The sequence below is a fragment of the Aureisphaera sp. genome (assembly GCF_059726885.1).
On record NZ_AP041051.1, the window covers coordinates 3,839,153 to 3,861,351 of the forward strand.

Annotated in this window: 21 protein-coding genes; 15 read left to right on the forward strand and 6 right to left on the reverse strand. The window is 39.9% G+C overall.

Annotated elements, in window-relative coordinates; translation table 11 throughout:
* Positions 1 to 115: 115 nt before the first annotated feature.
* Positions 116 to 1,852: a redoxin domain-containing protein gene (locus AC6JAD_RS17200; RefSeq protein ID WP_461305121.1), complete on the forward strand. Its 1,737-nt coding sequence runs from the start codon at positions 116 to 118 to the stop codon at positions 1,850 to 1,852.
* 332 nt (positions 1,853 to 2,184) lie between these two features.
* Here the strand turns inward: AC6JAD_RS17200 and AC6JAD_RS17205 are convergent, their stop codons facing one another.
* On the reverse strand, positions 2,185 to 2,931 hold the full coding sequence (locus AC6JAD_RS17205) for a DUF6503 family protein (protein ID WP_461305122.1): 747 nt from the start codon (positions 2,929 to 2,931) through the stop codon (positions 2,185 to 2,187).
* Positions 2,932 to 3,006: 75 nt separating this feature from the next.
* Here AC6JAD_RS17205 and AC6JAD_RS17210 point away from each other — a divergent pair, with 75 nt between their 5' ends.
* From AC6JAD_RS17210 to AC6JAD_RS17225, 4 genes are all read left to right on the forward strand, one after another.
* Complete coding sequence (locus AC6JAD_RS17210; RefSeq protein ID WP_497865802.1) at positions 3,007 to 3,969, forward strand: peptidoglycan DD-metalloendopeptidase family protein; 963 nt, start codon at positions 3,007 to 3,009, stop codon at positions 3,967 to 3,969.
* Between the two features lie 23 nt (positions 3,970 to 3,992).
* The gene (gene smpB / locus AC6JAD_RS17215; protein ID WP_461305124.1) at positions 3,993 to 4,457 is read left to right on the forward strand and encodes an SsrA-binding protein SmpB; all 465 of its coding nucleotides are present in this window, start codon (positions 3,993 to 3,995) and stop codon (positions 4,455 to 4,457) included.
* A gap of 125 nt (positions 4,458 to 4,582) precedes the next feature.
* Positions 4,583 to 7,054 carry a DUF5686 and carboxypeptidase regulatory-like domain-containing protein gene (locus AC6JAD_RS17220; protein ID WP_461305125.1) on the forward strand — a complete coding sequence of 824 codons (2,472 nt, stop codon included), beginning with the start codon at positions 4,583 to 4,585 and terminating at the stop codon, positions 7,052 to 7,054.
* Between the two features lie 105 nt (positions 7,055 to 7,159).
* Positions 7,160 to 8,908, forward strand: a complete 1,749-nt coding sequence (locus tag AC6JAD_RS17225; protein ID WP_461305126.1) for a M12 family metallopeptidase — start codon at positions 7,160 to 7,162, stop codon at positions 8,906 to 8,908.
* A gap of 150 nt (positions 8,909 to 9,058) precedes the next feature.
* On the opposite strand, the gene AC6JAD_RS17230 is transcribed toward AC6JAD_RS17225, so the two are convergent.
* Positions 9,059 to 9,574 carry a fasciclin domain-containing protein gene (locus AC6JAD_RS17230; RefSeq protein WP_461305127.1) on the reverse strand — a complete coding sequence of 172 codons (516 nt, stop codon included), beginning with the start codon at positions 9,572 to 9,574 and terminating at the stop codon, positions 9,059 to 9,061.
* A 129-nt stretch (positions 9,575 to 9,703) separates the two neighbouring features.
* On the opposite strand from AC6JAD_RS17230, the gene AC6JAD_RS17235 reads away from it, so the two are divergent.
* Genes AC6JAD_RS17235 through AC6JAD_RS17245 form a run of 3 tightly spaced genes read left to right on the forward strand, consistent with a single transcriptional unit; the run spans position 9,704 to position 11,502 of the window.
* Positions 9,704 to 10,264: an RNA polymerase sigma factor gene (locus tag AC6JAD_RS17235; protein WP_461305128.1), complete on the forward strand. Its 561-nt coding sequence runs from the start codon at positions 9,704 to 9,706 to the stop codon at positions 10,262 to 10,264.
* Positions 10,261 to 11,046 (forward strand): anti-sigma factor, encoded by a 786-nt coding sequence (locus tag AC6JAD_RS17240; RefSeq protein ID WP_461305129.1) that lies wholly within the window; start codon positions 10,261 to 10,263, stop codon positions 11,044 to 11,046. Before AC6JAD_RS17235 ends, AC6JAD_RS17240 begins: the two co-directional genes overlap by 4 nt.
* 48 nt (positions 11,047 to 11,094) lie before the next feature.
* Complete coding sequence (locus AC6JAD_RS17245; protein ID WP_461305130.1) at positions 11,095 to 11,502, forward strand: hypothetical protein; 408 nt, start codon at positions 11,095 to 11,097, stop codon at positions 11,500 to 11,502.
* 6 nt (positions 11,503 to 11,508) lie between these two features.
* On the opposite strand, the gene AC6JAD_RS17250 is transcribed toward AC6JAD_RS17245, so the two are convergent.
* Positions 11,509 to 12,150: a protein-L-isoaspartate(D-aspartate) O-methyltransferase gene (locus AC6JAD_RS17250; RefSeq protein WP_461305131.1), complete on the reverse strand. Its 642-nt coding sequence runs from the start codon at positions 12,148 to 12,150 to the stop codon at positions 11,509 to 11,511.
* Between the two features lie 3 nt (positions 12,151 to 12,153).
* On the reverse strand, positions 12,154 to 12,702 hold the full coding sequence (locus tag AC6JAD_RS17255; protein ID WP_461305132.1) for a GNAT family N-acetyltransferase: 549 nt from the start codon (positions 12,700 to 12,702) through the stop codon (positions 12,154 to 12,156).
* Between the two features lie 109 nt (positions 12,703 to 12,811).
* Between AC6JAD_RS17255 and AC6JAD_RS17260 the strand changes: the two genes are divergently transcribed.
* Genes AC6JAD_RS17260 through miaA form a run of 7 tightly spaced genes read left to right on the forward strand, consistent with a single transcriptional unit; the run spans position 12,812 to position 19,815 of the window.
* Complete coding sequence (locus tag AC6JAD_RS17260; RefSeq protein WP_461305133.1) at positions 12,812 to 13,780, forward strand: Gfo/Idh/MocA family protein; 969 nt, start codon at positions 12,812 to 12,814, stop codon at positions 13,778 to 13,780.
* 16 nt (positions 13,781 to 13,796) lie between these two features.
* Positions 13,797 to 14,684, forward strand: coding sequence for a 3-hydroxyacyl-CoA dehydrogenase family protein (locus AC6JAD_RS17265; protein ID WP_461305134.1), 888 nt, complete (start codon positions 13,797 to 13,799; stop codon positions 14,682 to 14,684).
* 11 nt (positions 14,685 to 14,695) lie between these two features.
* Entirely contained in the window at positions 14,696 to 15,934 is a 1,239-nt protein-coding gene (locus tag AC6JAD_RS17270) for a DUF1015 domain-containing protein (protein ID WP_461305135.1), read from the forward strand.
* 30 nt (positions 15,935 to 15,964) lie between these two features.
* Positions 15,965 to 16,624 carry a YggS family pyridoxal phosphate-dependent enzyme gene (locus AC6JAD_RS17275; protein ID WP_461305200.1) on the forward strand — a complete coding sequence of 220 codons (660 nt, stop codon included), beginning with the start codon at positions 15,965 to 15,967 and terminating at the stop codon, positions 16,622 to 16,624.
* A gap of 38 nt (positions 16,625 to 16,662) precedes the next feature.
* Positions 16,663 to 18,042, forward strand: a complete 1,380-nt coding sequence (locus tag AC6JAD_RS17280; RefSeq protein WP_461305136.1) for an exonuclease domain-containing protein — start codon at positions 16,663 to 16,665, stop codon at positions 18,040 to 18,042.
* Positions 18,043 to 18,082: 40 nt separating this feature from the next.
* Positions 18,083 to 18,904 (forward strand): ion transporter, encoded by an 822-nt coding sequence (locus AC6JAD_RS17285; RefSeq protein ID WP_461305137.1) that lies wholly within the window; start codon positions 18,083 to 18,085, stop codon positions 18,902 to 18,904.
* On the forward strand, positions 18,904 to 19,815 hold the full coding sequence (gene miaA, locus AC6JAD_RS17290) for a tRNA (adenosine(37)-N6)-dimethylallyltransferase MiaA (protein WP_461305138.1): 912 nt from the start codon (positions 18,904 to 18,906) through the stop codon (positions 19,813 to 19,815). The genes AC6JAD_RS17285 and miaA overlap by 1 nt, the downstream gene beginning before the upstream one ends.
* A 45-nt stretch (positions 19,816 to 19,860) precedes the next feature.
* On the opposite strand, the gene AC6JAD_RS17295 is transcribed toward miaA, so the two are convergent.
* Positions 19,861 to 20,577: a response regulator transcription factor gene (locus tag AC6JAD_RS17295; protein ID WP_461305139.1), complete on the reverse strand. Its 717-nt coding sequence runs from the start codon at positions 20,575 to 20,577 to the stop codon at positions 19,861 to 19,863.
* A gap of 4 nt (positions 20,578 to 20,581) precedes the next feature.
* A complete protein-coding gene (locus AC6JAD_RS17300) occupies positions 20,582 to 22,144 on the reverse strand; it encodes a sensor histidine kinase (RefSeq protein ID WP_461305140.1) in 1,563 nt (520 codons plus the stop codon).
* Between the last annotated feature and the right edge of the window lie 55 nt (positions 22,145 to 22,199).

The window sequence follows — 22,199 nt, forward strand, 5'->3', positions numbered from 1 at the left end:
TTGAAGCTATCGACTCAGAAAACCCTCATATTTGGTTGGTTGACCACCCGAGACCGCTTGGTTTTGGGTGGTTTTTTTTCGAAGCAGATTCTCTAGCTTTTAGTACTTTCGCATCATGATTCGTTTACTACTTATAATCACAGTCCTATTGGGGTGTTTCAGTGCTTGCAAGGAAACTCCGCACCCAATTTCAGACAGTCGAAAAAACGACTACGCCTTCTACGATGCACAGGGAGGGTTTCATCGTTTTTCACGTTATAATGATAGTAAGGCAATTGTATTATTCGTGCAAGGCAATGGTTGTCCTATAGTAAGGAATGGCCTTACCGATTTTCATAAGATTGTAGAAGAATTTCAGGAATCTTTCACTTTTTTCATGCTAAACGCAAACATTCAGGATAGCCAAGAAACGGTCCAAAAAGAGGCGAAAGACTATAGTTTTACGGTGCCTGTACTACTGGATTCCAATCAACTATTGACGGATGTGCTAGATATTAACACTACTGCAGAGGCTATTGTATTGCATCCTACCACTCGGGAAGTCCTGTATCGAGGTCCTATTAATAATCGCTTGGATTTTGAAGGTCAGAAAAACGCCCCCACCGTAACCTACCTAAGGGATGCCCTCTCCTCTATCCGATCGAACAAACCAATCACCAAAACCTTTGAAGTTACCAAAGGATGTAAAGTGACCAGGCTTTCGAAAACACAAAAAGAGGATTCTCTTACATACACGCAAGACATCGCTCCTATTCTTCAAAATCATTGTGTTCGTTGCCATAAGGATGGCGGAATTGCACCGTGGCAAATGAAAGACTATCCCACTATTGTGGGTTGGTCCGAAATGATTAAGGAAGTATTGTTCAGCAAGCGCATGCCCCCTTGGAAGGCAGATCCTACCATTGGCAGTTTCACCAATAGTTTTGCCTTACCGGATTCATTGGCGAGAAAGGTAGTACGCTGGATAGATTCGGGGATGCAACAAGGGTTGGGGGAAGATCCATTAACCCAGATAGTTCCCGATACAAGTATCTGGTCTATGGGTACTCCAGACAAGATCATAACATTGAAGAAAGAAAGCATTCCAGCCACAGGGGTCATCCCCTATCGCTACCAAGAGTTTGGTTTGGATCTCGATAGTGATGTTTGGATTAAGGGTATTGCCATGAAGCCTGGAAACCCCAAAGTAGTTCATCACTTTGTAATTGCTGAAAAAGGCTCGAACAAAAAAAACCCTATTGTAAATAGGCCCGCCGTCCCATGGATTGACAATTATGTGGCTGTAGGTACAGGTGGGGATGAATCTACCCTATTTCCTGAAGATACCGGTGTGTTTTTGGAAAAGGACAGTTCCCTCAACATTCAAATTCATTATACCACTACCGGGAAGCCCGAAGAGGACGAAACGCAGATTGGTCTCTATTTTCATGAAACACCGCCAACTAAAGAATTCTACTCTATTGCTCCGTATAATGCTGAATTTACCATTCTTCCGTATTCAAAAGACACTAAAGTAGTGGCTAGGGATACTATTACCAAGGACATTAAAATTCACTTTTTGGGGCCGCATATGCATTATCGCGGAAAAAGTATTAAAATCATGGCGGAACTTCCTTCCGGAATTACCCAAACCTTGGTTTCTGTACCCGACTATAATTTTAATTGGCAACTTATCTATAAATTGAAGGAACCCATTTCCTTGCCTAAGAATACTGTACTTGTGGTTGAAGGAACCTACGACAATAGTTCACAAAATCCATTAAATCCAGATCCTTCCCAAGAATTGCACTATGGTATTCAAAGTACGGACGAAATGCTCATTGGATTTATGAATTACACACTTGATGAATAGCTGATTTTCAAAATTTTACGGTTTTTATGTAACAAAACGATATAGAGTATCGTCTTAATAGTGTATCAATCAAAAAATCAAAATCATGAAAACCAACGTACAAACAAAACGAAATACTGCTTTAGGTGTCTATATACTTTGCATTTCAACATTTATGGTAACCTATACCGCCTTGACCCTAACACAGTATCTTTAATTGACAAAACCCTCCTTTGTATGGCACAAAAGAGGGTTTCTTACAAAAAACAACCAACACAAAACAACTAACTCAAACTCATTTACATATACGTAAAAAGTCAAGGTTTGGTTTTAAATGTTGGAAATTTCTTTCTTTACCCCTTCTGTAGCTGCACCCTTACCTCTTCTGTTTCAATCTTGGAAAGTAACTTCAATTCATTAGCCTGAAATAGGGAGTCAAGCTGGGTTAGTTGAATTTTGAGGGATTTGGGTTTATAATTGTTGTAGTCCACAAATCGAATACCGTTTACCAGACGTTCGTTATACGCTTCACGAAAGCGGATTCCCCCTCCATCTGTAGCATAACTATATGCAAGATAATCTACCGTAAACCGATCTTTGTGAATCCAATAGACAAATTCATCCTCAAAATCGGTACCTCCACCATTTTCATTGAACGAAACACCAATTTCGTAGTACGGCTCTCCTTTTATAATGGCATCACCCAATAACTCCTTATTTACGGCAGGGGCATTAAGACCAAACGGTAATTGGGCAAAATAATGCACCGAGTTCACACTATTGGAATAACGGGTAACCATGGAGTCTGGCACTTTTACCAAGCTATCGTCCTTATACCTTACAAAACCTTCATTGGTGACAATATCATGAATTAGACCCGTTGAATCTTGGGTAAGTCTTTCTAAGCTATATGACCCATTATTTCTTTTGCTGATATACTTTCGGTCCCTAAAGACAAAATCGATGGTGGCGTGTTCACAGTTTCCTTGGCAGGCATTGAAAATGGTTTTATCTACGATGTCCTGCGCCGTTACATTGGGTGTTTTATCCTTACAGGCCCCAAACATGAATAGAAGTATTAAAATAGGAAGAGGTTTCATGCGTTCTAAATTGTAACAATTAGGATTGTTTTGTCACAAATTAAAGGAATCCCTTACCAATTCTATCCCAATAAAATGAAAAAACTTAGTTTGCTTTTATTGCTTTGTACGATTTCACTCTCGGGGCAAACCGAATCCCACTTAAACACCCTTACTGTTTTTCAGGAGCATTATAACAAGCGTGATGCACAGGCTATTTTTGATATGATGGATGATCATATGCAAGAACAATTGGGGTTTAAAAACGTAGAAAGCATTGTGAATACGTTTAGGGATAACCTCGGAAGTATCAAAGAATACAAATTTGTATCAATACAAGGTTTTACCGAAGTATATGAAGCGACCTTCGAACATGGTCGACAGAACATTTCCCTTAGCCTTCATCCCGATGGCACCATGAGCGGGCTTCGCTTTTTGCCAGCAGCCGAAGAACATGTAATCGGAAAAATGAATCGCAATAGCACTGCCTTGGCATTACCTTTTAAAGGAGAGTGGTTCACCTTTTGGGGAGGTGATACCAAAGCGCAGAACTACCATGTTATTTCCAAAACCCAGAAGCATGCATTCGATTTTTTGGTGCTGGACGAAAGCGGCAATAGCTATGAACGTAGTGGTACAAGAAATGAGGATTATTATGCCTTTGGAAAACCACTATATGCCGTGTGCGATGCACTTGTGTATAAGGTAATTACTGGTGTTGAAGATAATAGACCCGGTATTATGAATCCAGCACAAATGTTGGGGAATAGTGTCATCCTAAAAACCGACAACGAGGAGTATATTGTGTATGCACACTTCGAAAAGGAAACCATTAAGGTAAAAGAAGGGCAAGCGGTGAAACGGGGTCAGTATCTGGGTAATTGTGGCAACTCAGGAAATTCTACTGAGCCTCACTTACATTTGCATATCCAAGATGGGCCCAATGTATTAGGCGATGTAGGTGTTAAATGCTACTTTGATTCGCTTTGGGTAAATGGAACTTTAGAAGGTGACTATTCTCCTGTAAAAGGGGATAGAATTACTAGGCCCAAAGAGTAAAATTGTACTACATTTGCCTCATCATGTCATTACAGAAGAACGTACAAATAAAGAACCGAAAGGCGCGTTTCGAATACGAAATCCTTGATAAATATACAGCAGGCATTGTATTGCGAGGAACAGAGATCAAAGCCATTCGTGAAGGAAAAGCATCTATTGCAGAGAGCTTCTGTGAGTTCGCCAATGGTGAATTGTTTGTAATAAATATGACCATACAGGAATACTCTCACGCTACCCATTTTCAACATGCGCCCAAAAGTGAACGCAAACTACTGCTCAACCGTAAGGAACTGCGAAAATTGGAAAAGGATGTGAAAAATACTGGGCTCACGATTGTTCCACTTCTCCTCTTTACCAATGACAAGGGATTTGCCAAGTTGGAAATTGCCCTATGTCGTGGTAAGAAACAATACGACAAACGGGAAACTATGAAGGATAGGGACAATAAGCGCGACATGAGTAGGATTAAAAAGGCGTTCAATAACTAGTCTATTTCCAAAAATTATCCCAACTAACATTTCTTTATAGTTTATCATACAAAGTTTGGCTACTTTCACGTTGATTTTCTTAACAACCCTAATCATTATCTTGCGACTTTAGTGAAACCATCTGTATGAAGCTTATTATATGCTCACTCCTACTTTTTGTAACCGTATCAACCGTAGCTCAGGTAGTAGGAACCGTTTCTGACACAAAGGGAAACCCACTGCCCTATGTCAATATTTACTTGGAAAACAGTTATACAGGTACGACCAGTAATGAAGAAGGCACCTATACCCTAGATCTATCCGAGGCTGGAAACTATACGGTCGTTTTCCAGTTTCTAGGCTATACTACGGTGAAAAAGGAAGTACAAATTTCAGAGTTTCCATTTCCGTTAAATGCGCAACTTTCAGAAACCACAGTCAGTCTGGATGAAGTTGTTATCTCTACCAATGAAGACCCTGCCTATCGAATTATACGTGAGACCATAAAAAAGAGAAAAGAGAACTTGGAGCGTATTTCCTCGTATACCGCCAAGTTTTATTCAAGAGGACTTTGGAGGGTAAAGGATGCCCCGGAAAAAATACTGGGACAGGATGTGGGAGACTTTAATGGAGCTTTAGATTCTACCAGAACGGGTATCATCTATTTGTCTGAGACCATTAGTGAAATTGCCTACCAAGAGCCTGATGATTTCAAAGAAAGAATTATTGCCAGTAAGGTGAGCGGGAATGACAACGGTTTCAGTTTTAACAGTGCACAAGATGCCAATTTCAACTTCTATGAAAATAGCATATCCCTTAATACGGCAATTGTCTCACCCATCGCAAACAATGCACTGGGCTACTATCGCTACAAATTGGATGGGGTATTTTACGAGGGCAACAAGTTAATAAACAAGATAATTGTTACACCAAAAAGGGAGAAGGATAGGATTTGGAGAGGTATTATATATATCGTTGAGGACGATTGGCAGTTCTATGGAATTGAGCTTACCACCAATGGAGAGGCTATTCAGGTTCCCTTTATTAAGGATTTGGTTTTTAAGCAGAACTTCACCTTTGACACTAAAGAGAATGCCTGGATCAAAATATCACAAACCATCGATTTCGGTTTCGGGTTCTTTGGTTTTAATGGAGATGGTCGCTTTATTGCCAATTACAGTGATTATAATTTTATGCCCGGTTTCCAGAAAAAAGATTTTAGCAATGAAGTCCTCTTTTTTGAACCCCTTGCCAATAAAAAAGACAGCTTATACTGGGAACAAATTCGTCCCGTGCCACTTACATTGGAAGAAGTAAGCGATTACACACGCAAGGATAGCATTCAGGAATTGCGAAAATCGAAAACCTATTTGGACTCTATTGACCGAGAGAATAACAGGTTTAAACCACTTGACCCAGTTTTCGGTTATACCTACAGAAATAGTTTCGAAAAATGGTCACTAGATTACGAAGGCCCCTTACCAGGAATACATTACAATACGGTGCAGGGTTGGAATGGCGGTGCAGGTCTTTCCTTCTTTAAATGGTACAATGACAACCGTACACGTTGGATTTCGGCTAACCTTAATGCTAACTACGGAGTATCAGAAGATCGTGTCCGATTTCGAGGAAGCATTACCAAAAATTTCAATCGTACCAATCGACTCCGTCTCTCTCTTGCTGCTGGCAATCAGGTAGCCCAGTATAATTCGACCGAACCAATTAGTCCACTCGTAAATAGTATAGCTACGCTATTTTTTGAAAGAAATTATATGAAGGTTTATGACCTTGCCTATGCCCGCTTGGGATATAGTCAAGAATGGTTCAACGGTTTCCGTGTTCTTGCCAACGTTGGCTACGAAAAAAGGAAGCCACTGTTTAACACCACCGACTATGTAATCCTTCCTAATGATTATGTGGATTTCACCTCCAATAATCCCATTGTAAATAGTTCAGAACCTGCAATTGATGAGCACGATATTATAAAATCCACTTTCAATGCCAACATCAATTTTGGTCAAAAATACATGACTTATCCCGATGGTAAGTACAACGTTGGTCTCGCTAAGTACCCCACTCTGGCCATTGCCATTGAAAATGGTTTGGGCGCTTCGAACAACGATTATAATTATACCCAACTTCGAGCAAGGCTCTTTCAATATGTTAATCTAGAAAGTGTGGGGATCCTTCAATACAATCTAAAGGGAGGAACCTTTCTAAATGGCGACGCTATCTCCTTTGTAGATTTCCAACATTTTAATGGCAATCAAACCCGTGTAGGGACCTCTTTCAATTACACCGATGTTTTCAATCTCCTTCCCTATTATGAACTAAGCACGAACAAAAGTTATTTTGAAGGACATGTAGAGCATGACTTTAAAGGATGGGTACTCGGTAAAATTCCTGGCATCAATCAACTCAACTTCAATTTGGTTGTAGGAGGCCACATATTAGTAACGGAGGATCGAAAACCGTACAGTGAGCTATCCATTGGTATAGATAATTTAGGCTGGGGCAAATTCCGCTTTTTACGCGTAGATTATGTGCATTCCCAATTCGATGGTATGGATAGAGGTGCCTTCATTTTTGGATTGAAATTCCTGAACTTATTGGATTAGGAAAAAGAATAAGGGTTTTTCCTGTATGAATTAGGGGCGTTCCACTCTTGATTTAGATTGTTGATTATCTGAATTTTACATCAACATTAAGAAACATCTTACATCATGGGGCTAAAACTAATTGATACAAATCAACACTGGGTAGATGGTCTAGTACCTTACGAAATCAATGAAACAGATTTCCCAGCGGGAACGGCCAATCGCACTACCATAGATAATGCTATTGCACACGTTAATGAAAATACCAATGTGCACCTTACTCCCAAAGTAGCCTCCGATATTTCTTGGGTTAGTTTTACAGATCACCCTACAGATGGACGATGTGGCGGTAGTACCGGTCGGGTTGATGGTGAAAATAATATTAGGTGCGACTTAGACGGTGGATTCTCTATGGGCAACATTGTACATGAGATTCTTCATGAATTGGGTATTCACCACGAGCAATTAAGGGAAGATCGCGGCAGTTTTGTAACCGTACAATGGGATAAGATTACTGAAGGCGACTGCGACCAGTTTCAACGTAAGATAGAAGGTGACCGATTGGAAATGTGTTCTGAAGGATACGACCCTGCTGTGCACACCCTAATAACCGAAGACGTGGGAGCTTATGATTATGGTTCTATCATGCACTACGGAAGGACCTTCTTCCGCAAACCCGGCGAAACAGGAGATACCCTTAGCCCAACCAACCCTGCAACAGCAGTTATTGGTCAGAGAACGGCATTGAGTGATGGTGATATTACTACACTGAATGACATGTACAATACCGATGCTATATATGTACGGGATAATTTAACAGATAATGGCCAAGAACCACTTGCAGGAGGTGGCTTGTCCCGTAGTCCGGATATTATTCATGTGGTCGATGAGATTACAGATCCACAGGCTACCTTAAGTACACCAGCCTCCATGGCGTCAGACAATCTTTCTGAAATCGTAGAGGAAGGACAAACCAATTTCGTTTACGTAAGGTTACAGAAAAATGGTACGTTAACCGATGATGCCGAAGTGGACTTATACTGGGCAGACCCCTCTACTCTACCTACTCCTTCCGTTTGGTTAGCCAATAAAATAGATGACACCAAAACGGCTACCGTTGCCCCTGGGGACGTACAAGTAGTTGGTCCTTTCCTTTTTACGGATGTACCCACCACAGGGCACTATTGCTTTGTAGCTATAGTTCATAGTAGAAAAAATCCACGACCAGAGCTTTCTGCGAGTACCACTTCGCTGGACTTTGTCAATTTGGTAAGGAATAAAAGCAATGTTGCGTGGAAAAACTTTGACGTAGAGGATAATGTTCCTGGTGGGGAAAGCGATATGGACTTTGCCGTAAATTCCTTTAGAAACACAAGCGATGACAATGCCTTGGAATTCGACTTAACGGCTCTTCCACAACAGGTTTTTGCACAGATAAGAATTTTAAAACGTTTGGCCAGTTCAGCGAATCTGGACAATCTGGAGTTAGATCGCGAAACACAGCTCTATGCCTATTATAATGTAAGTAGGCTTAATAGAAAGGCAACTTTACGCAATGTCACGTTAAAGTCGAGGGAGAACACTACGGTGCGCTTGCATCTAGAATTCCCAGAAGATATAGTAGATGGTGTATATGATATAGATGTGCGCCAGTTAAAAGAAGAGACTGAATTTGGGCGTGTCACCCGACGCATTAATATTGGGGATTTCCCATTCATTGGCAACATACAATCCATGGAATTACACACGGCGAATTGCCCTTGGATTCCTAAGATGTTAAATAGAAACAAACGACCTTACCGTAATCTACAAACAGGATTGCGACACGGGTACGACGGATGCCATACATGTTTGCTAGAGCATGATCATGGATAAATAAGAATATAATACTAGTTGTTTGCCGGTTCGGTTATTGAAAGGTTTGTATTGGGGTACCTATTCATAATATCGGACCGGTCTTTTATTTACAAAAAAACCTCCCCGAAGGGAGGCCTCTTTTCATAGCGGTATTTGAAAACGAACAACCTAGTTCGGTATTACTACCGTATCAATCACATGAATCACTCCATTACTCGCCATGATATCTGTTGTTACAATTTGGCTGTAGTTACCACTTTTGTCCTTTAACCAAATTTTACCGTCTTTCTGAACTACTTTTAAGCCAGCTCCATTTAACATGGTAAGCTCTGTCTTTCCCTTTCCTTTTTTAAGGGCCGAAACAACACTAGTGGCTGGAATGTTACCACTTACTACATGATAGGTAAGAATGTTGGCTAGTGCCTTTTTGTTTTCTGGCTTCAATAGATTTCCCAATGTTTTAGAATCTATTTTCGCAAAAGCATCATTGGTTGGTGCAAAAACAGTAAAAGGTCCATCCCCTTGTAAAGCACCTACTAAGTCCGCAGCCTTTAGCGCGGTCACTAAGGTGGAAAAGTCGCTATTCCCTACAGCTATTTCAACAATGCTTTTCTTCTGTGCAATCGCATTCTGTGTAAAAGAAAACAATGCAATGGTCGATAAAATAAAAATGAGTTTTTTCATGATTTTAATTTTTTAAAGTTTGATTTATAAAAGTTTTGCGCGCTTTCAATGGTATATACCCGCATTAATTTCCATGGATGAGCTAGGGTGGTAATTTTTGCTTAACTTTAACACATCTGTTACCCCAGCATGCAATCCGATAAAATACTCATACAACAACTTAAGGAGGGAAATTCAAAGGCTCTCTCCGGTCTCTACGATAAGTATTCCGGGGCGTTGTATGGTGTTATTTGCAGAATATGCAAGGATGAGGATAGGGCTCAGGACATCCTACAGGAGACATTTTTGAAGATTTGGAATAAGGCATCTTCTTATGATCCGGATAAAGGTCAATTCTATACCTGGGCGTATCGCATAGCGCGAAACACGACATTAAATACCATGCGTTCTCCCTCTAAGCTCATCCAAACAGAAGATTTAAGTGTATATAAGGAGACCGAAGTTTCTGAAGAAAACCCTGTAGACATCCGTACATTAAGTGGATCTATCAAAAAGCTGGATGAGCATCATCAAAAAGCATTGGAATTGGTCTATTTTAATGGTCTTACCCATAGGGAGGCACATGAGGAGATGGGGGTTCCCCTTGGAACTTTTAAGTCGTATATTCAACAAGCCCTGAAAAAGCTCAGGGAGTTTTATCAGGTGGAATTGATCCTTGTAATTGGGGTATTAATTGAATGGATGCTATGATGGATAAAAAGGAAATATTGGAATCTGGATTATTGGAGCGGTATCTTTTGGGTGAAGTTTCCGAAACTGAGCACTTGCAGGTAGAACAATACCTGAAAGATCCTGAGATACGCCTGCATTTTCAACATTTGGAAGAGGATTTCGAGAAAATGGCCTTAGAAAATGCCATAATTCCTCCCCCTCAAGTAAAAGAAGCTTTACTGAAACGAATTGAACCTGCTCCAAAAGTTGAAAAAGAAAAAAACAATCTTTCCTCTTTCAATACATATACAGGAATTGCAGCAGCCATTGCCCTGCTCTTTGGAATAGCCTCTTTCTGGATGTATTCAAAATTGAATAGCCTTGAAAGCCAATTGCAATTGGTACGATCACAAAATGAAGTGTTATCCGAAGATCTAGAAAATTTAGTAGAAAACTATGACTTGATGCTGGATGAATATGAGGTTACCAGTAACCCAAATACTCAAAAATTGATCATGGTCGGAAATGACAAATCCCCTCAAGCCATTGCCATTAGCTATATAAACCACAAGGATAAAACCGTATACCTGAATGCCGAAGGATTACCCAAATTACCAGAAAACAAGGATTATCAACTTTGGGCAGACGTAGAAGGCGAAATGATAGATATGGGCGTTATTACCCAGGGAAAACCATTAATCGCCATGAACTATATAGAACACGCAGAATCATTGAACATTACTATTGAACCTTCAGGAGGTAGCGAGCACCCAACTGTAGAAGATTTAATTACCAATATTTATCTTACAAGTACGCCTTAGGTTGCGCAACCTTTTAGAAACTAACCATCTTTTTAGAAAACGCTAATTATGAAAAAGATCATTTTCATTCTTTTTTGTTCGATACTATTTTCGTGCAGCAACGATGACGATTCGATTAAAACCGATGCTTCCCTATTAGATAATTGGGATATGAAAGCCTATGTGTTCTTCGGCCCCTCTGTACCTGACTTAGAAGCGGGAGACGTTACTTGGAATTTCAGTAGTGTAAGCAATACACTAACCATCGTGAATACTGTTGAAGATCTCTATCCTTATTTACCAGAAAGCGGAGTCTACAGCGTAACTGTATTGGCAAACAATGAGGTGGTAATAGAAGGCCTACCTTGGGGTAATGTGTACGAGTATGAAATAGTAGACAATGAGTTGCTCCTAAATTTCAAGGATGATCCTCAAATTGCGGATGACGAGCTTTTTATTCGTCTCGAAAGAATCTAGAACATTCTAGTTTTTATCCTCGAGTAATGGAACGAAGCGAAATTCGCCATATTCCTTTTTTTCGAATTCGGTGGTACTTTTTCGCGTATACACTGTCATGATCTGTACGTTATCACCCACGGGTATTACCAAGCGCCCCCCTACCTTTAGCTGAGCCAGTAAGGGATTGGGAACATAAGGTGCACCAGCGGTAACAATGATTCCATCGTAAGGAGCAAACTCTTCCAAACCAATATAGCCATCTCCAAAAATCATCTTTTTGGGCCGATATCCTAACTTCGGAAGAAATAAACTGGTTTTCTTAAAAAGCTCATTTTGCCTTTCTATAGTATACACGGTTGCTCCCATTTCCAATAATACGGCGCATTGGTAACCGCTTCCAGTGCCAATTTCCAGTATTTTACTGTCTGTTTTCACTTGTAGAAGTTCCGTTTGCCGGGCTACCGTATAGGGTTGGGATATGGTCTGGTCTGCAGCAATGGGGAAGGCCTTATCCACGTAGGCATGATCTATAAATCCACTATCCATGAATAAATGCCTTGGAATCTTGTTAATGGCCTCTAAAACCCTTTCATCGGCGATTCCCTTCTTCTTAAGGGTTTCCACCAATTTCCTGCGCATTCCTTTATGTAAAAAAGTATCCTTCATGAATTATTTTCGACTAGCAAGCCATTCTTCTTTTGTAATCTCGTAGAAATAACAATCGTCTCCCTCAAAATGAAATTCTCCTGTTAAGCGCATCCCAATTTTTTCATGTAAAATTTTATTGGAGGCCTCATTTCCTATGACAGCTATGCCATAAATAATATCGTAATCCCCTCGTTCACAGAGATAATCCATACAAGCAATGGAGGATTCGGTCGCATATCCTTTACCCCATTCAGATTCTAACAAGCGATATCCTATGTCCAAGAAATTAGTATACCCATTCATGGGTTCCGTATTTACCTTAAAACCAGTCCATCCAATAAATTTACCCGTCTCTTTCTCTTCCATAGACCACCTCCCAATTCCACGGTCAATATACTGTTGTCGCACCATTTCGATGACTTTTCGTGATTCTTCTATGTTTTTTATGGGTTTATTGCCTAGATAGCGGTGTACATTGGGGTTCGAATCCAATTCGAACATGCCATCTACATCCGAAGGTAACATTTCCCGTATGATTAGGCGTTCTGTTTCTAGTCTTGGTTGTTCCATTACTGAAATTTTGAGATCACACAAATCTACTAAAATCTCTAGCCTAAATCCTGTAAAAGGCGACGTAAATTTCACTCAAAAAAGGTATCTTTGTTCAAAATAAATGCCCATGCTAAAAGCAGGAGTTCTGGGTGCGGGCCACCTGGGAAAAATTCATTTAAAGCTTCTTAATCAATCCAATAAATATGAACTTATTGGCTTTTTCGATGCAGATACGGAAGCTTCCCAAAAAATTTCGGAAGAATTCGGTTACAAAAGTTTTTCTTCTTTAGAAGCATTAATTGATGCATGCGATGTTGTAGATGTAGTTACACCTACTATTTTCCATTTCGAGGTAGCTGAAAAAGTGATCCGGGCCGGAAAACATCTATTCATTGAAAAACCCATTACACAAACTGTTGAAGAGGCCGAAAAACTTCTTGCCTTGGCAAAGGAATTCAATGTGAAGGGGCAAGTAGGGCATGTAGAACGATTTAACCCTGCATTTATGGCGGTGAGGGATAAGTTCGAGAACCCTATGTTCATCGAAGCACATCGCTTGGCCGAATTTAACCCAAGGGGAACGGATGTCCCTGTGGTTTTAGACCTTATGATTCATGATATAGATGCCATTTTAAGTGTGGTTAAAAGTGATGTAAAATCGGTTTCTGCGAGTGGGGTTTCGGTAATTTCCGAAACACCAGATATAGCCAATGCCCGTATTGAATTTCAAAATGGATGCGTTGCCAATCTTACCGCAAGCCGTATTTCCATGAAGAAAATGAGAAAGGCACGTTTCTTTCAAAGGGATGCATACATTTCGGTAGACTTTTTAGAAAAGAAATGTGAGGTGGTGAAGATGAAAGACGCTCCTGAAACGCCAGATGATTTCGCCATGATCCTTACGAATGCCGAAGGGGTAAAAAAGCAGATTTACTTTGACAACCCAGAAATAGACTCCAATAATGCCATTTTGGATGAATTGGAGACTTTTGCCGACGCCATAACCAATGACACGACCCCGATTGTGACTTTGGAACAAGGAACCAATGCATTAAGGGTCGCCATGCAAGTAATAGAGAATTTTAGAACATTATAAAATCCAATATCAACATATGAAAAACGTAGCAGTCATAGGAGCAGGAACCATGGGAAATGGAATTGCCCATACCTTCGCACAATGTGATTACAAAGTTCAACTTATCGACATCTCAGAAGATTCCCTTGCCAAAGGAATGGCTACCATTGCTAAGAATCTAGATAGAATGGTTGCTAAGGAAAAAATAACTTCTGAAGACAAAGAGCGCACATTGGGCAATATTACAACCTATACCAATATGGAAGAAGGGGTGGAATATGCAAGTCTTGTCGTAGAAGCTGCTACCGAAAACATTGATTTAAAGCTCAAAATATTCAGGGACTTAGACCAGTATTGTCCCGATGACACTATTTTGGCAACCAACACATCCTCTATATCGATAACACAGATTGCCGCGGTTACTTCCCGTCCAGAAATGGTCATCGGTATGCACTTTATGAATCCGGTTCCGATCATGAAATTGGTAGAAATCATTAAAGGGTATAATACGAGCGATGAGACGTACAAGACCGTGGAAGAAATTTCCAAGAAACTGAATAAGGTTCCGGTGGAAGTAAATGATTACCCGGGTTTTGTAGCCAATAGAATCCTAATGCCCATGATTAATGAGGCAGTCGAGACTTTGTATAATGGCGTAGCGGGTGTTCAGGAAATTGATACCGTGATGAAGCTGGGTATGGCACACCCCATGGGACCACTTCAGTTGGCCGATTTTATTGGGTTGGATGTTTGCCTATCCATTCTCAACGTGATGTACGATGGTTTTAAAAACCCGAAATATGCTCCTTGTCCATTGTTGGTGAATATGGTGATGGCCGGAAAAATGGGAGTAAAAAGCGGAGAAGGTTTCTACGATTATGCTGAAAGCCGTAAGGCCGAAAAAGTAGCAAGACAGTTTGCTTAAACAAATATAATTTGCCTAAAATCTATCCTTTTAGAGCGGTTCGCCCCACACGGGATAAAGTGAGTTTGGTAGCTTCTCGTTCGTATGAGAGCTATACAGAAGAACAACGTGATGCCCGATTGCGCGATAATCCTTTTTCATTTTTACATGTAATTAACCCAGGTTTTAAGTACCATAAGAAAACTTCGGGGATGGAGCGATATAAGCTAGTTTACAACCGTTATCAGGAATTCAAAGAGGATGAAGTTTTTGTACAGGATGACTCTCCGTGCTTTTATGTATATAAGATTGTAAACCGTGATGGTAACGTTTTCAATGGAATCACGGCTGCCGCAAGTGTGGAAGATTACGACAAGGATATTATAAAAAAGCATGAATCCACATTAGAATATCGGGAAACCTTGTTTAAGGATTACCTGAAAGCAGTTGGATTTAATGCAGAAGCGGTATTGCTCACCTATCCGGACAATGATCGTCTTACAAAACGTCTTGAAAAAGTAATGGAAGATCGAGCCGAATACGAGTTCACGACTACCTATCGGGACACCCATTATGTATGGAAGGTAGATGATCCCGTATTTATTGCTGAAATAAAAAAGATGTTTTCAAAAATGGATGCCCTTTACATTGCAGACGGACATCATCGCTCATCGTCTTCCTCCCTTTTGGCCAAAGATTTAGGTTCTGAGAATAAAAACCACTCCGGCAAGGAACCCTATAATTTTTTCATGACCTATCTCATTCCGGAAAGTGAATTGAAAATATATGAATTTAATAGGTTGGTGAAAGGTCTTAATGGGTTGAGTAAGGAGGAGTTTTTAATAAAACTGGATACCCTCTACCGCATTGAAAATCGAGGTACAGAATATTACAAACCTTCCAAAAAGCATCATTTCAGTATGTACTTAGATGGTGAGTTCTATTCCCTTTATTTGAGAAAACAGGAATACCATTTCGAAAACTCACTCGATGCCCTGGATACTCAAATACTGTACAAAACCATATTAAAACCCATATTGGGAATTGATGATGTACGCAACGATCAACGATTAAGCTATTCACATGGCAAAAAGGACCTAGCTCATGTAAAGTCTCTGATTGATACCCAAGATTATACAGTAGGATTTGGAATGGTTCCAATTACCGTAGAAGAAATGAAAAACATTGCCGATGAGGGATTGGTCATGCCTCCCAAAAGCACCTATATTGAACCCAAGTTACGCAGTGGGGTAACTATTTACGAATTCTGATGTCAATACTAAAACCAAGAAGGATACATGTTGAATATTGCCAGTAACTTGAATGAAATAAAGACTGCATTGCCTGAAACGGTGACATTGGTTGCTGTCTCCAAAACTAAGCCTGTGGCTACGCTTATGGAGGCGTACGAAGCTGGGCAACGTATTTTTGGAGAGAACAAGATTCAGGAAATGGTAGGTAAGTGGGAAGAAATGCCAAAAGATGTGGAATGGCATATGATAGGCCACGTCCAGACCAACAAAGTAAAGTATATGGCTCCATTTGTGAGTATGGTACATGCAGTCGATAGCTTCAAACTACTACGCGAAATCAATAAACAAGCCGCCAAGCACGAAAGAACTATACAATGCTTGCTTCAAGTAAAAATTGCAGAAGAAGACAGTAAGTTTGGAATGTCCATTCAGGACACAGAAACCATCCTTTCCTCTGAAGATTTGGTTGACTTAAAACATGTTTCTATCGTGGGTCTTATGGGAATGGCGTCATTTACTGATAATCAAGAGCAGCTGGCCCAGGAATTTGGGTTTTTAAAATCCACTTTCGATCAATTGAGGGAAAAACATTCAAATCTTTCCGTGTTAAGCATGGGAATGAGTGGCGATTATCCTTTGGCCATTTCACATGGTAGCACCATGGTTAGGGTAGGAAGTGCCATTTTTGGAGCCCGTAATTATTCATAACTTACAATTTAGTAGAACATCTCAAACAAAACTTATTGGTGTACGCAATTTTAGATATTGAAACTACAGGAGGAAAGTACAATGAAGAGGGTATCACCGAAATTGCGATCTATCGTTTTGATGGCCACAAAATTGTGGATCAATTTTCCAGTCTTGTAAATCCAGAAAGGAGAATTCAACCTTTTGTCGTAAACCTAACGGGTATAAATAGCGATATGCTTCGTAATGCACCCAAATTTTACGAAGTGGCCAAGCGCATTATAGAAATAACCGATGATGCTATCCTTGTGGCTCACAATGCCCAATTTGATAATAGAATCCTTACTACAGAGTTTGATCGCTTGGGATACACTTTTGACAAGGATACTTTATGTACGGTAGAATTAGGACAGAAATTAATTCCCGGGATGGCTTCGTATAGCTTGGGAAAATTGGTTAGAGCATTAGGAATACCTATTAGCGATCGTCATCGGGCGCAAGGAGATGCCAAGGCAACCCTTGAGCTTTTTAAACTTCTATTGGCCAAGGACACCCAGAAAGAAATCATTACACAGAGTATACGAAAGGACCCAAAGCGTCATTTGGAGCCCAAATTGTTGGATATGATTGCCCAGGCTCCAACAGAAACTGGAGTGTATTATATGCACAATAAAGAAGGCGAGGTAATCTACATTGGGAAAAGTAAGAACATAAAAAAAAGACTTACCCAACATTTCACCAGTGATAATCGCAAATCGAAGAAAATTCAACTTGAAGTAGTTTCTGTTAGTTACGAACTTACGGGAAGTGAGTTGGTAGCACTTCTTAAGGAAAGCGAAGAGATTAAGCAAAATAAGCCCGTGTACAATCGGGCTCTCAGGAAAACACTGTACCAGTATCAACTAGTCACTTATACTGATGATCATGGGTATATCAATTTAAAAATTGAAAAAGCAAATCAGAAGAAAAAAGCGGTGACTACTTTTACGAATTATCCGCAGGCAAAATCAGTCCTTTTTAAAGTGACCGAAAATTATCAGTTGTGTCAAAAGCTCACCGGACTGCACAATGTAAAAGGAAGTTGTTTTTCGTATTCCATTAAGGAATGTTTAGGTGCGTGTGTTCACGAAGAGCCAGCAATGGATTACAATGAGCGTGTATATGAGTTTTTGAAACAAAATAGTTATGAGAGCAAACATATGCTCGTAATAGATAGGGGAAGGGATGTAGATGAACGTTCCGTCATCTTAATAGAGAATGGTCAGTACAAAGGCTTTGGATTCTTCAGTCTTAATTTTCAGATCACCAATGCAGAAGTATTAAAATCCATCATAACACCTATGCAGGACAATAGGGATGCCCAGCACATTATTCAAGGTTATTTACGAAAGAATAAGGTGTTAAAGATTGTTCAACTCCCCAAAGAAGCGACCATATAAATAATCTTCTTTACCTTTAAGCTGTCCAAACAAGCATTCAATGAATATTTGGCGAAAGAAACTGCATGATATTATTTACGAGGCCGACACCCCTGCTGGAAAGGTTTTCGATGTTATTTTACTAGCACTCATTCTATTAAGTGTCGTTTTTGTAATGCTCGAGAGCGTTAAAAGTATTGACGAGCAATACCATGAATTACTTTTGGTTGGAGAATGGGTCATCACCATATTTTTCTCATTGGAATACATTGCACGGATTATTTCTGTTAAAAAACCCTTCCGATATATTTTCAGCTTTTACGGAATCATCGACTTAATTTCCACCATTCCCCTGTATTTGTCATTCCTATTGGCTGGATCGAGCTACTTACTTACGGTCCGGGCTTTACGATTATTAAGAGTGTTCCGAATACTCAAGGTAACAAGATATATTGGCGCTTCTAATAAGTTGAGAAGAGCATTAATGCATAGTCGGCCAAAAATATTTGTGTTCTTATTTGCGGTACTTATTATTTCAATTATTTCGGGTACACTTATGTATTTAATTGAAGGGGAAGAACATGGATTTAATAGTATTCCCCATAGTGTCTATTGGTGTATCGTTACCCTGACTACCGTGGGATATGGGGATATTTCGCCAGCCACTCCCTTGGGGCAGTTTATAGCCAGTATCATTATGATTATGGGTTACGGTATTATTGCCGTCCCGACAGGAATTGTTACAGCAGAGTATTCCCGGGCGTCCGATCATGTGGACACGAATACACAGAACTGCACCAATTGCGGCGAAAGTCATCATAAGGACCAGTCCAGGTATTGCCATAAATGCGGAGACGCCCTTAATCCAGAATTGGATGCCTAATGGACAGAAAGCCGCTTCTTGTTTGTGTAGTAGGTCCTACCGCCATTGGTAAAACTGCACTTTCTATCCAACTGGCTAAAGCATTTGCCACAGAAATTATATCGGCAGATTCACGACAGTTTTTTAAGGAAATGAAAATTGGAACTGCAGTCCCTTCAAATGAAGAACTAGCTGAGGCTCCGCATCATTTCATTCAAAACTTGAGTATTCATGATGCATACAGTGTGGGTGATTTTGAAAAGGATGCTCTTGAACTACTTCAGAAATTATTCAAAAAACACGAGGTAGTCATTATGGTTGGTGGCTCTGGTTTGTATGTGGATGCAGTAGTAAAAGGCCTGGATACCTTTCCTGATGTTCCACAACATATTCGGGAAGGACTAAACGCAGACTTAGAAAAGAAAGGACTCACCTACCTGCAAAAAGAGTTGCTAGAAGTAGATCCAGATCATTTTGCACGAATGGACACACAGAATCCGCATCGGGTTATTAGGGCCCTTGAAATATATCGCGCTTCCGGTACATCCTATTCCTCTTTTCTCAATTCACCAAATAAGAACCGATTTTTCAGGACGATCTATATAGGGTTACAAGCCGATCGTGAAATTGTGTACGACCGTATTAATAAACGAGTGGATTTTATGGTAGAAGATGGACTAATCGAAGAAGCCCATAACCTATATCCTGAAAGAAAGCTCAATGCCCTTCAAACTGTGGGCTATCGTGAATTGTTCAGACATTTCGATGGGGAATGGAGCATAGAGGAAGCTATCTCCGAAATAAAGAAAAACACACGCCGCTTTTCCAAAAGACAGGGCACTTGGTTTAGGAAGAATGATGACATTCATTGGTTCGATTATAAAACACCTTCCTCCAAAGTCGTGGACTTTATAAAAACAAAAAACACCTAATTCCCATCATAGGATTAGGTGCCTTTTTACACTTAACTTTATAGACTATTGATCTACTTCGTCCTTTACGACCAAGCGGAAACCTTCGCCATGTATATTGATGATTTCTACACCATCATCTTTGCTTAGGTATTTTCTCAACTTTGCAATATACACATCCATGCTTCTGGAAGTGAAGTAGTTATCATCCCTCCATATTTTCGTTAATGCCAACTCTCGGGGCATTAGATCATTTTTGTGCAATGCCAATAGACGAAGAAGGTCATTCTCCTTTGGAGATAATTTTATAGGGTCCTCCTTTTTATAGGTAAGGAATCGAAGCTTGGAGTTTAGATGAAAATTACCCACAACAAACTCAAACTGCTTACTATCGGCTATCGAATCGGTAGCCTTGCGTTGAATTATTGCTTTTATCTTCATTAACAACACTTCGCTATCGAAAGGTTTGTTTAGGTAGTCATCGGCACCTACCTTATATCCTTTTAGGACATCTTCTTTCATTGCTTTGGCCGTTAAAAATATAATGGGGACATCTTCATTCTTTTCGCGAATTTCTTTGGCCAAGGTAAACCCATCTTTGTAGGGCATCATGACATCAAGTATACAAAGATCGAAATCGTCCTTTTTAAATTTTTCAAAACCTTCCATCCCATTCTTGGCATGAGTCACATCATAATCGTTCATTGAAAGGTAATCCTTGAGAACTGTTCCAAAGTTAGGGTCGTCCTCTACTAACAAGATTTTTTTGTTTTCTGTTTCCATATTTCTAAGATATTAAGTGCATTTTAATTATGAAGGTACTCCCCTTACCCTTTTCGCTTTCTACATAAATTTCGGCATTGTGGTCATTAAGAATCCTCTTTACATAAGACAATCCTAGCCCGTGCCCTTTTACATTGTGGATATCGCCTGTATGTTCGCGATAGAATTTTTCAAATATTCTTTTTTGAACGCTTTTGCTCATTCCAGTCCCTTGGTCCTGAATCTTAAGCAAGATGCTATCTTTTGCATTTTCTGTATAGATATCTACCTTGGGTACATCCTCGGAATACTTTATGGCGTTATCCAGCATATTCACAACCACATTGGTTAGATGCAACTCATTTGCCAATACAGATGATTTCATTGCATTAAAGTGTGTTTTCACGTATCCTCCCCTATCTTCCACTATTAAACTAACATGGGATATCGCGTCTTCTACAATTTCATGCAGCTTTACGCGTGCTTTGGGAATATCCAATTCGTTTTTCTCCAGCTTGGATATGCGCAACACATTCTCTACTTGAGCATGCATTCTTCTATTTTCGTCCCGAATCATTTTCATGTATCGGGAAATAAATTCCTTATTCTCTGACACCTTGGGGTTTTTAAGGGCATCCAAAGCCAAATTAATCGTGGCAATTGGCGTCTTAAACTCATGGGTCATATTATTAATGAAGTCTGTCTTAATTTGTGATATCTGACGTTGTTTAAAAATTTGGCGCAATGCATTTGAATAGGCCAAAATTATAACCGTGGTAAATGCCAAAGACAATAGTGCCATTCCCAGTATTGTATTAAGAACCACTTTGCCTTTATTCGAAAAATTAACGTACAGCTTATAACTGGTATTGAAGTTGTCGTTTACGAACAACGGTACACCATAGGTACTCGCCGGGTCGAGGTCGAAATTTCTGGAATGTATTTTTGTCGCTAACTCGTTACTGTACACTGCGTATTCAAATTTGGGCTCTACCCCTCTTCTTCTGCATTCTTTGTCTATTAACTTTTCTATTTCATCCTTATCTACCCTTTTGTGTATAGGGGTCCTGGATGAAATATTACTGATAAAGGTTTCGAACTGCTTACGCTCATAATCCGGTAATCGCTTAAAATTAACCTGGGTCTGAGTGGTATAGCTCCCGCCATCCAAACCTCCAACAATCTTCGTCGTTTTCTGTTTGTTGGTTATTTTCTTAAACTCAATACTGTCCAACTCCGTATCGAAGAATCCCGTAGAAAGCTTGTAATCTTCTTCTATTATCCCATCCGAAAAGATGATGGTTTCATTTTTATCCTCATTAACGATCCTATAAATAAGTTCATTGACGCTCACATTGCTTGGCTTATCCATATCTTCGATCAGACCGTTGTACAAACGGTAATAATCGTCGATTTCACGCAATTGAATACTTTTGGAAACATCTGTCAGGACCTGTCTCACATTAAATGTGAACTGATCTTCTTTTGTCTTGTAGGCATTGTTAATCCAGTATCCTTGAACAAAAATGATTCCCAATAAGGACAACGACATAGAACCAATAAGCAGGGCAAACAACTTTTTGTTCATGATCCAAAAGTAAGATTTTAACATTTAGACCTTGGGTTGTTTAACCTAATGTTAA

Coding starts and splice junctions, on each gene's coding strand:
- AC6JAD_RS17200 (WP_461305121.1), top strand. CDS start 116: ATGATTCGTTTACTACTTATAATCACAGTCCTATTGGGGTGTTTCAGT.
- AC6JAD_RS17205 (WP_461305122.1), bottom strand. CDS start 2,931: ATGAAACCTCTTCCTATTTTAATACTTCTATTCATGTTTGGGGCCTGT.
- AC6JAD_RS17210 (WP_497865802.1), top strand. CDS start 3,007: ATGAAAAAACTTAGTTTGCTTTTATTGCTTTGTACGATTTCACTCTCG.
- smpB (WP_461305124.1), top strand. CDS start 3,993: ATGTCATTACAGAAGAACGTACAAATAAAGAACCGAAAGGCGCGTTTC.
- AC6JAD_RS17220 (WP_461305125.1), top strand. CDS start 4,583: ATGAAGCTTATTATATGCTCACTCCTACTTTTTGTAACCGTATCAACC.
- AC6JAD_RS17225 (WP_461305126.1), top strand. CDS start 7,160: ATGGGGCTAAAACTAATTGATACAAATCAACACTGGGTAGATGGTCTA.
- AC6JAD_RS17230 (WP_461305127.1), bottom strand. CDS start 9,574: ATGAAAAAACTCATTTTTATTTTATCGACCATTGCATTGTTTTCTTTT.
- AC6JAD_RS17235 (WP_461305128.1), top strand. CDS start 9,704: ATGCAATCCGATAAAATACTCATACAACAACTTAAGGAGGGAAATTCA.
- AC6JAD_RS17240 (WP_461305129.1), top strand. CDS start 10,261: ATGATGGATAAAAAGGAAATATTGGAATCTGGATTATTGGAGCGGTAT.
- AC6JAD_RS17245 (WP_461305130.1), top strand. CDS start 11,095: ATGAAAAAGATCATTTTCATTCTTTTTTGTTCGATACTATTTTCGTGC.
- AC6JAD_RS17250 (WP_461305131.1), bottom strand. CDS start 12,150: ATGAAGGATACTTTTTTACATAAAGGAATGCGCAGGAAATTGGTGGAA.
- AC6JAD_RS17255 (WP_461305132.1), bottom strand. CDS start 12,702: ATGGAACAACCAAGACTAGAAACAGAACGCCTAATCATACGGGAAATG.
- AC6JAD_RS17260 (WP_461305133.1), top strand. CDS start 12,812: ATGCTAAAAGCAGGAGTTCTGGGTGCGGGCCACCTGGGAAAAATTCAT.
- AC6JAD_RS17265 (WP_461305134.1), top strand. CDS start 13,797: ATGAAAAACGTAGCAGTCATAGGAGCAGGAACCATGGGAAATGGAATT.
- AC6JAD_RS17285 (WP_461305137.1), top strand. CDS start 18,083: ATGAATATTTGGCGAAAGAAACTGCATGATATTATTTACGAGGCCGAC.
- miaA (WP_461305138.1), top strand. CDS start 18,904: ATGGACAGAAAGCCGCTTCTTGTTTGTGTAGTAGGTCCTACCGCCATT.
- AC6JAD_RS17295 (WP_461305139.1), bottom strand. CDS start 20,577: ATGGAAACAGAAAACAAAAAAATCTTGTTAGTAGAGGACGACCCTAAC.
- AC6JAD_RS17300 (WP_461305140.1), bottom strand. CDS start 22,144: ATGAACAAAAAGTTGTTTGCCCTGCTTATTGGTTCTATGTCGTTGTCC.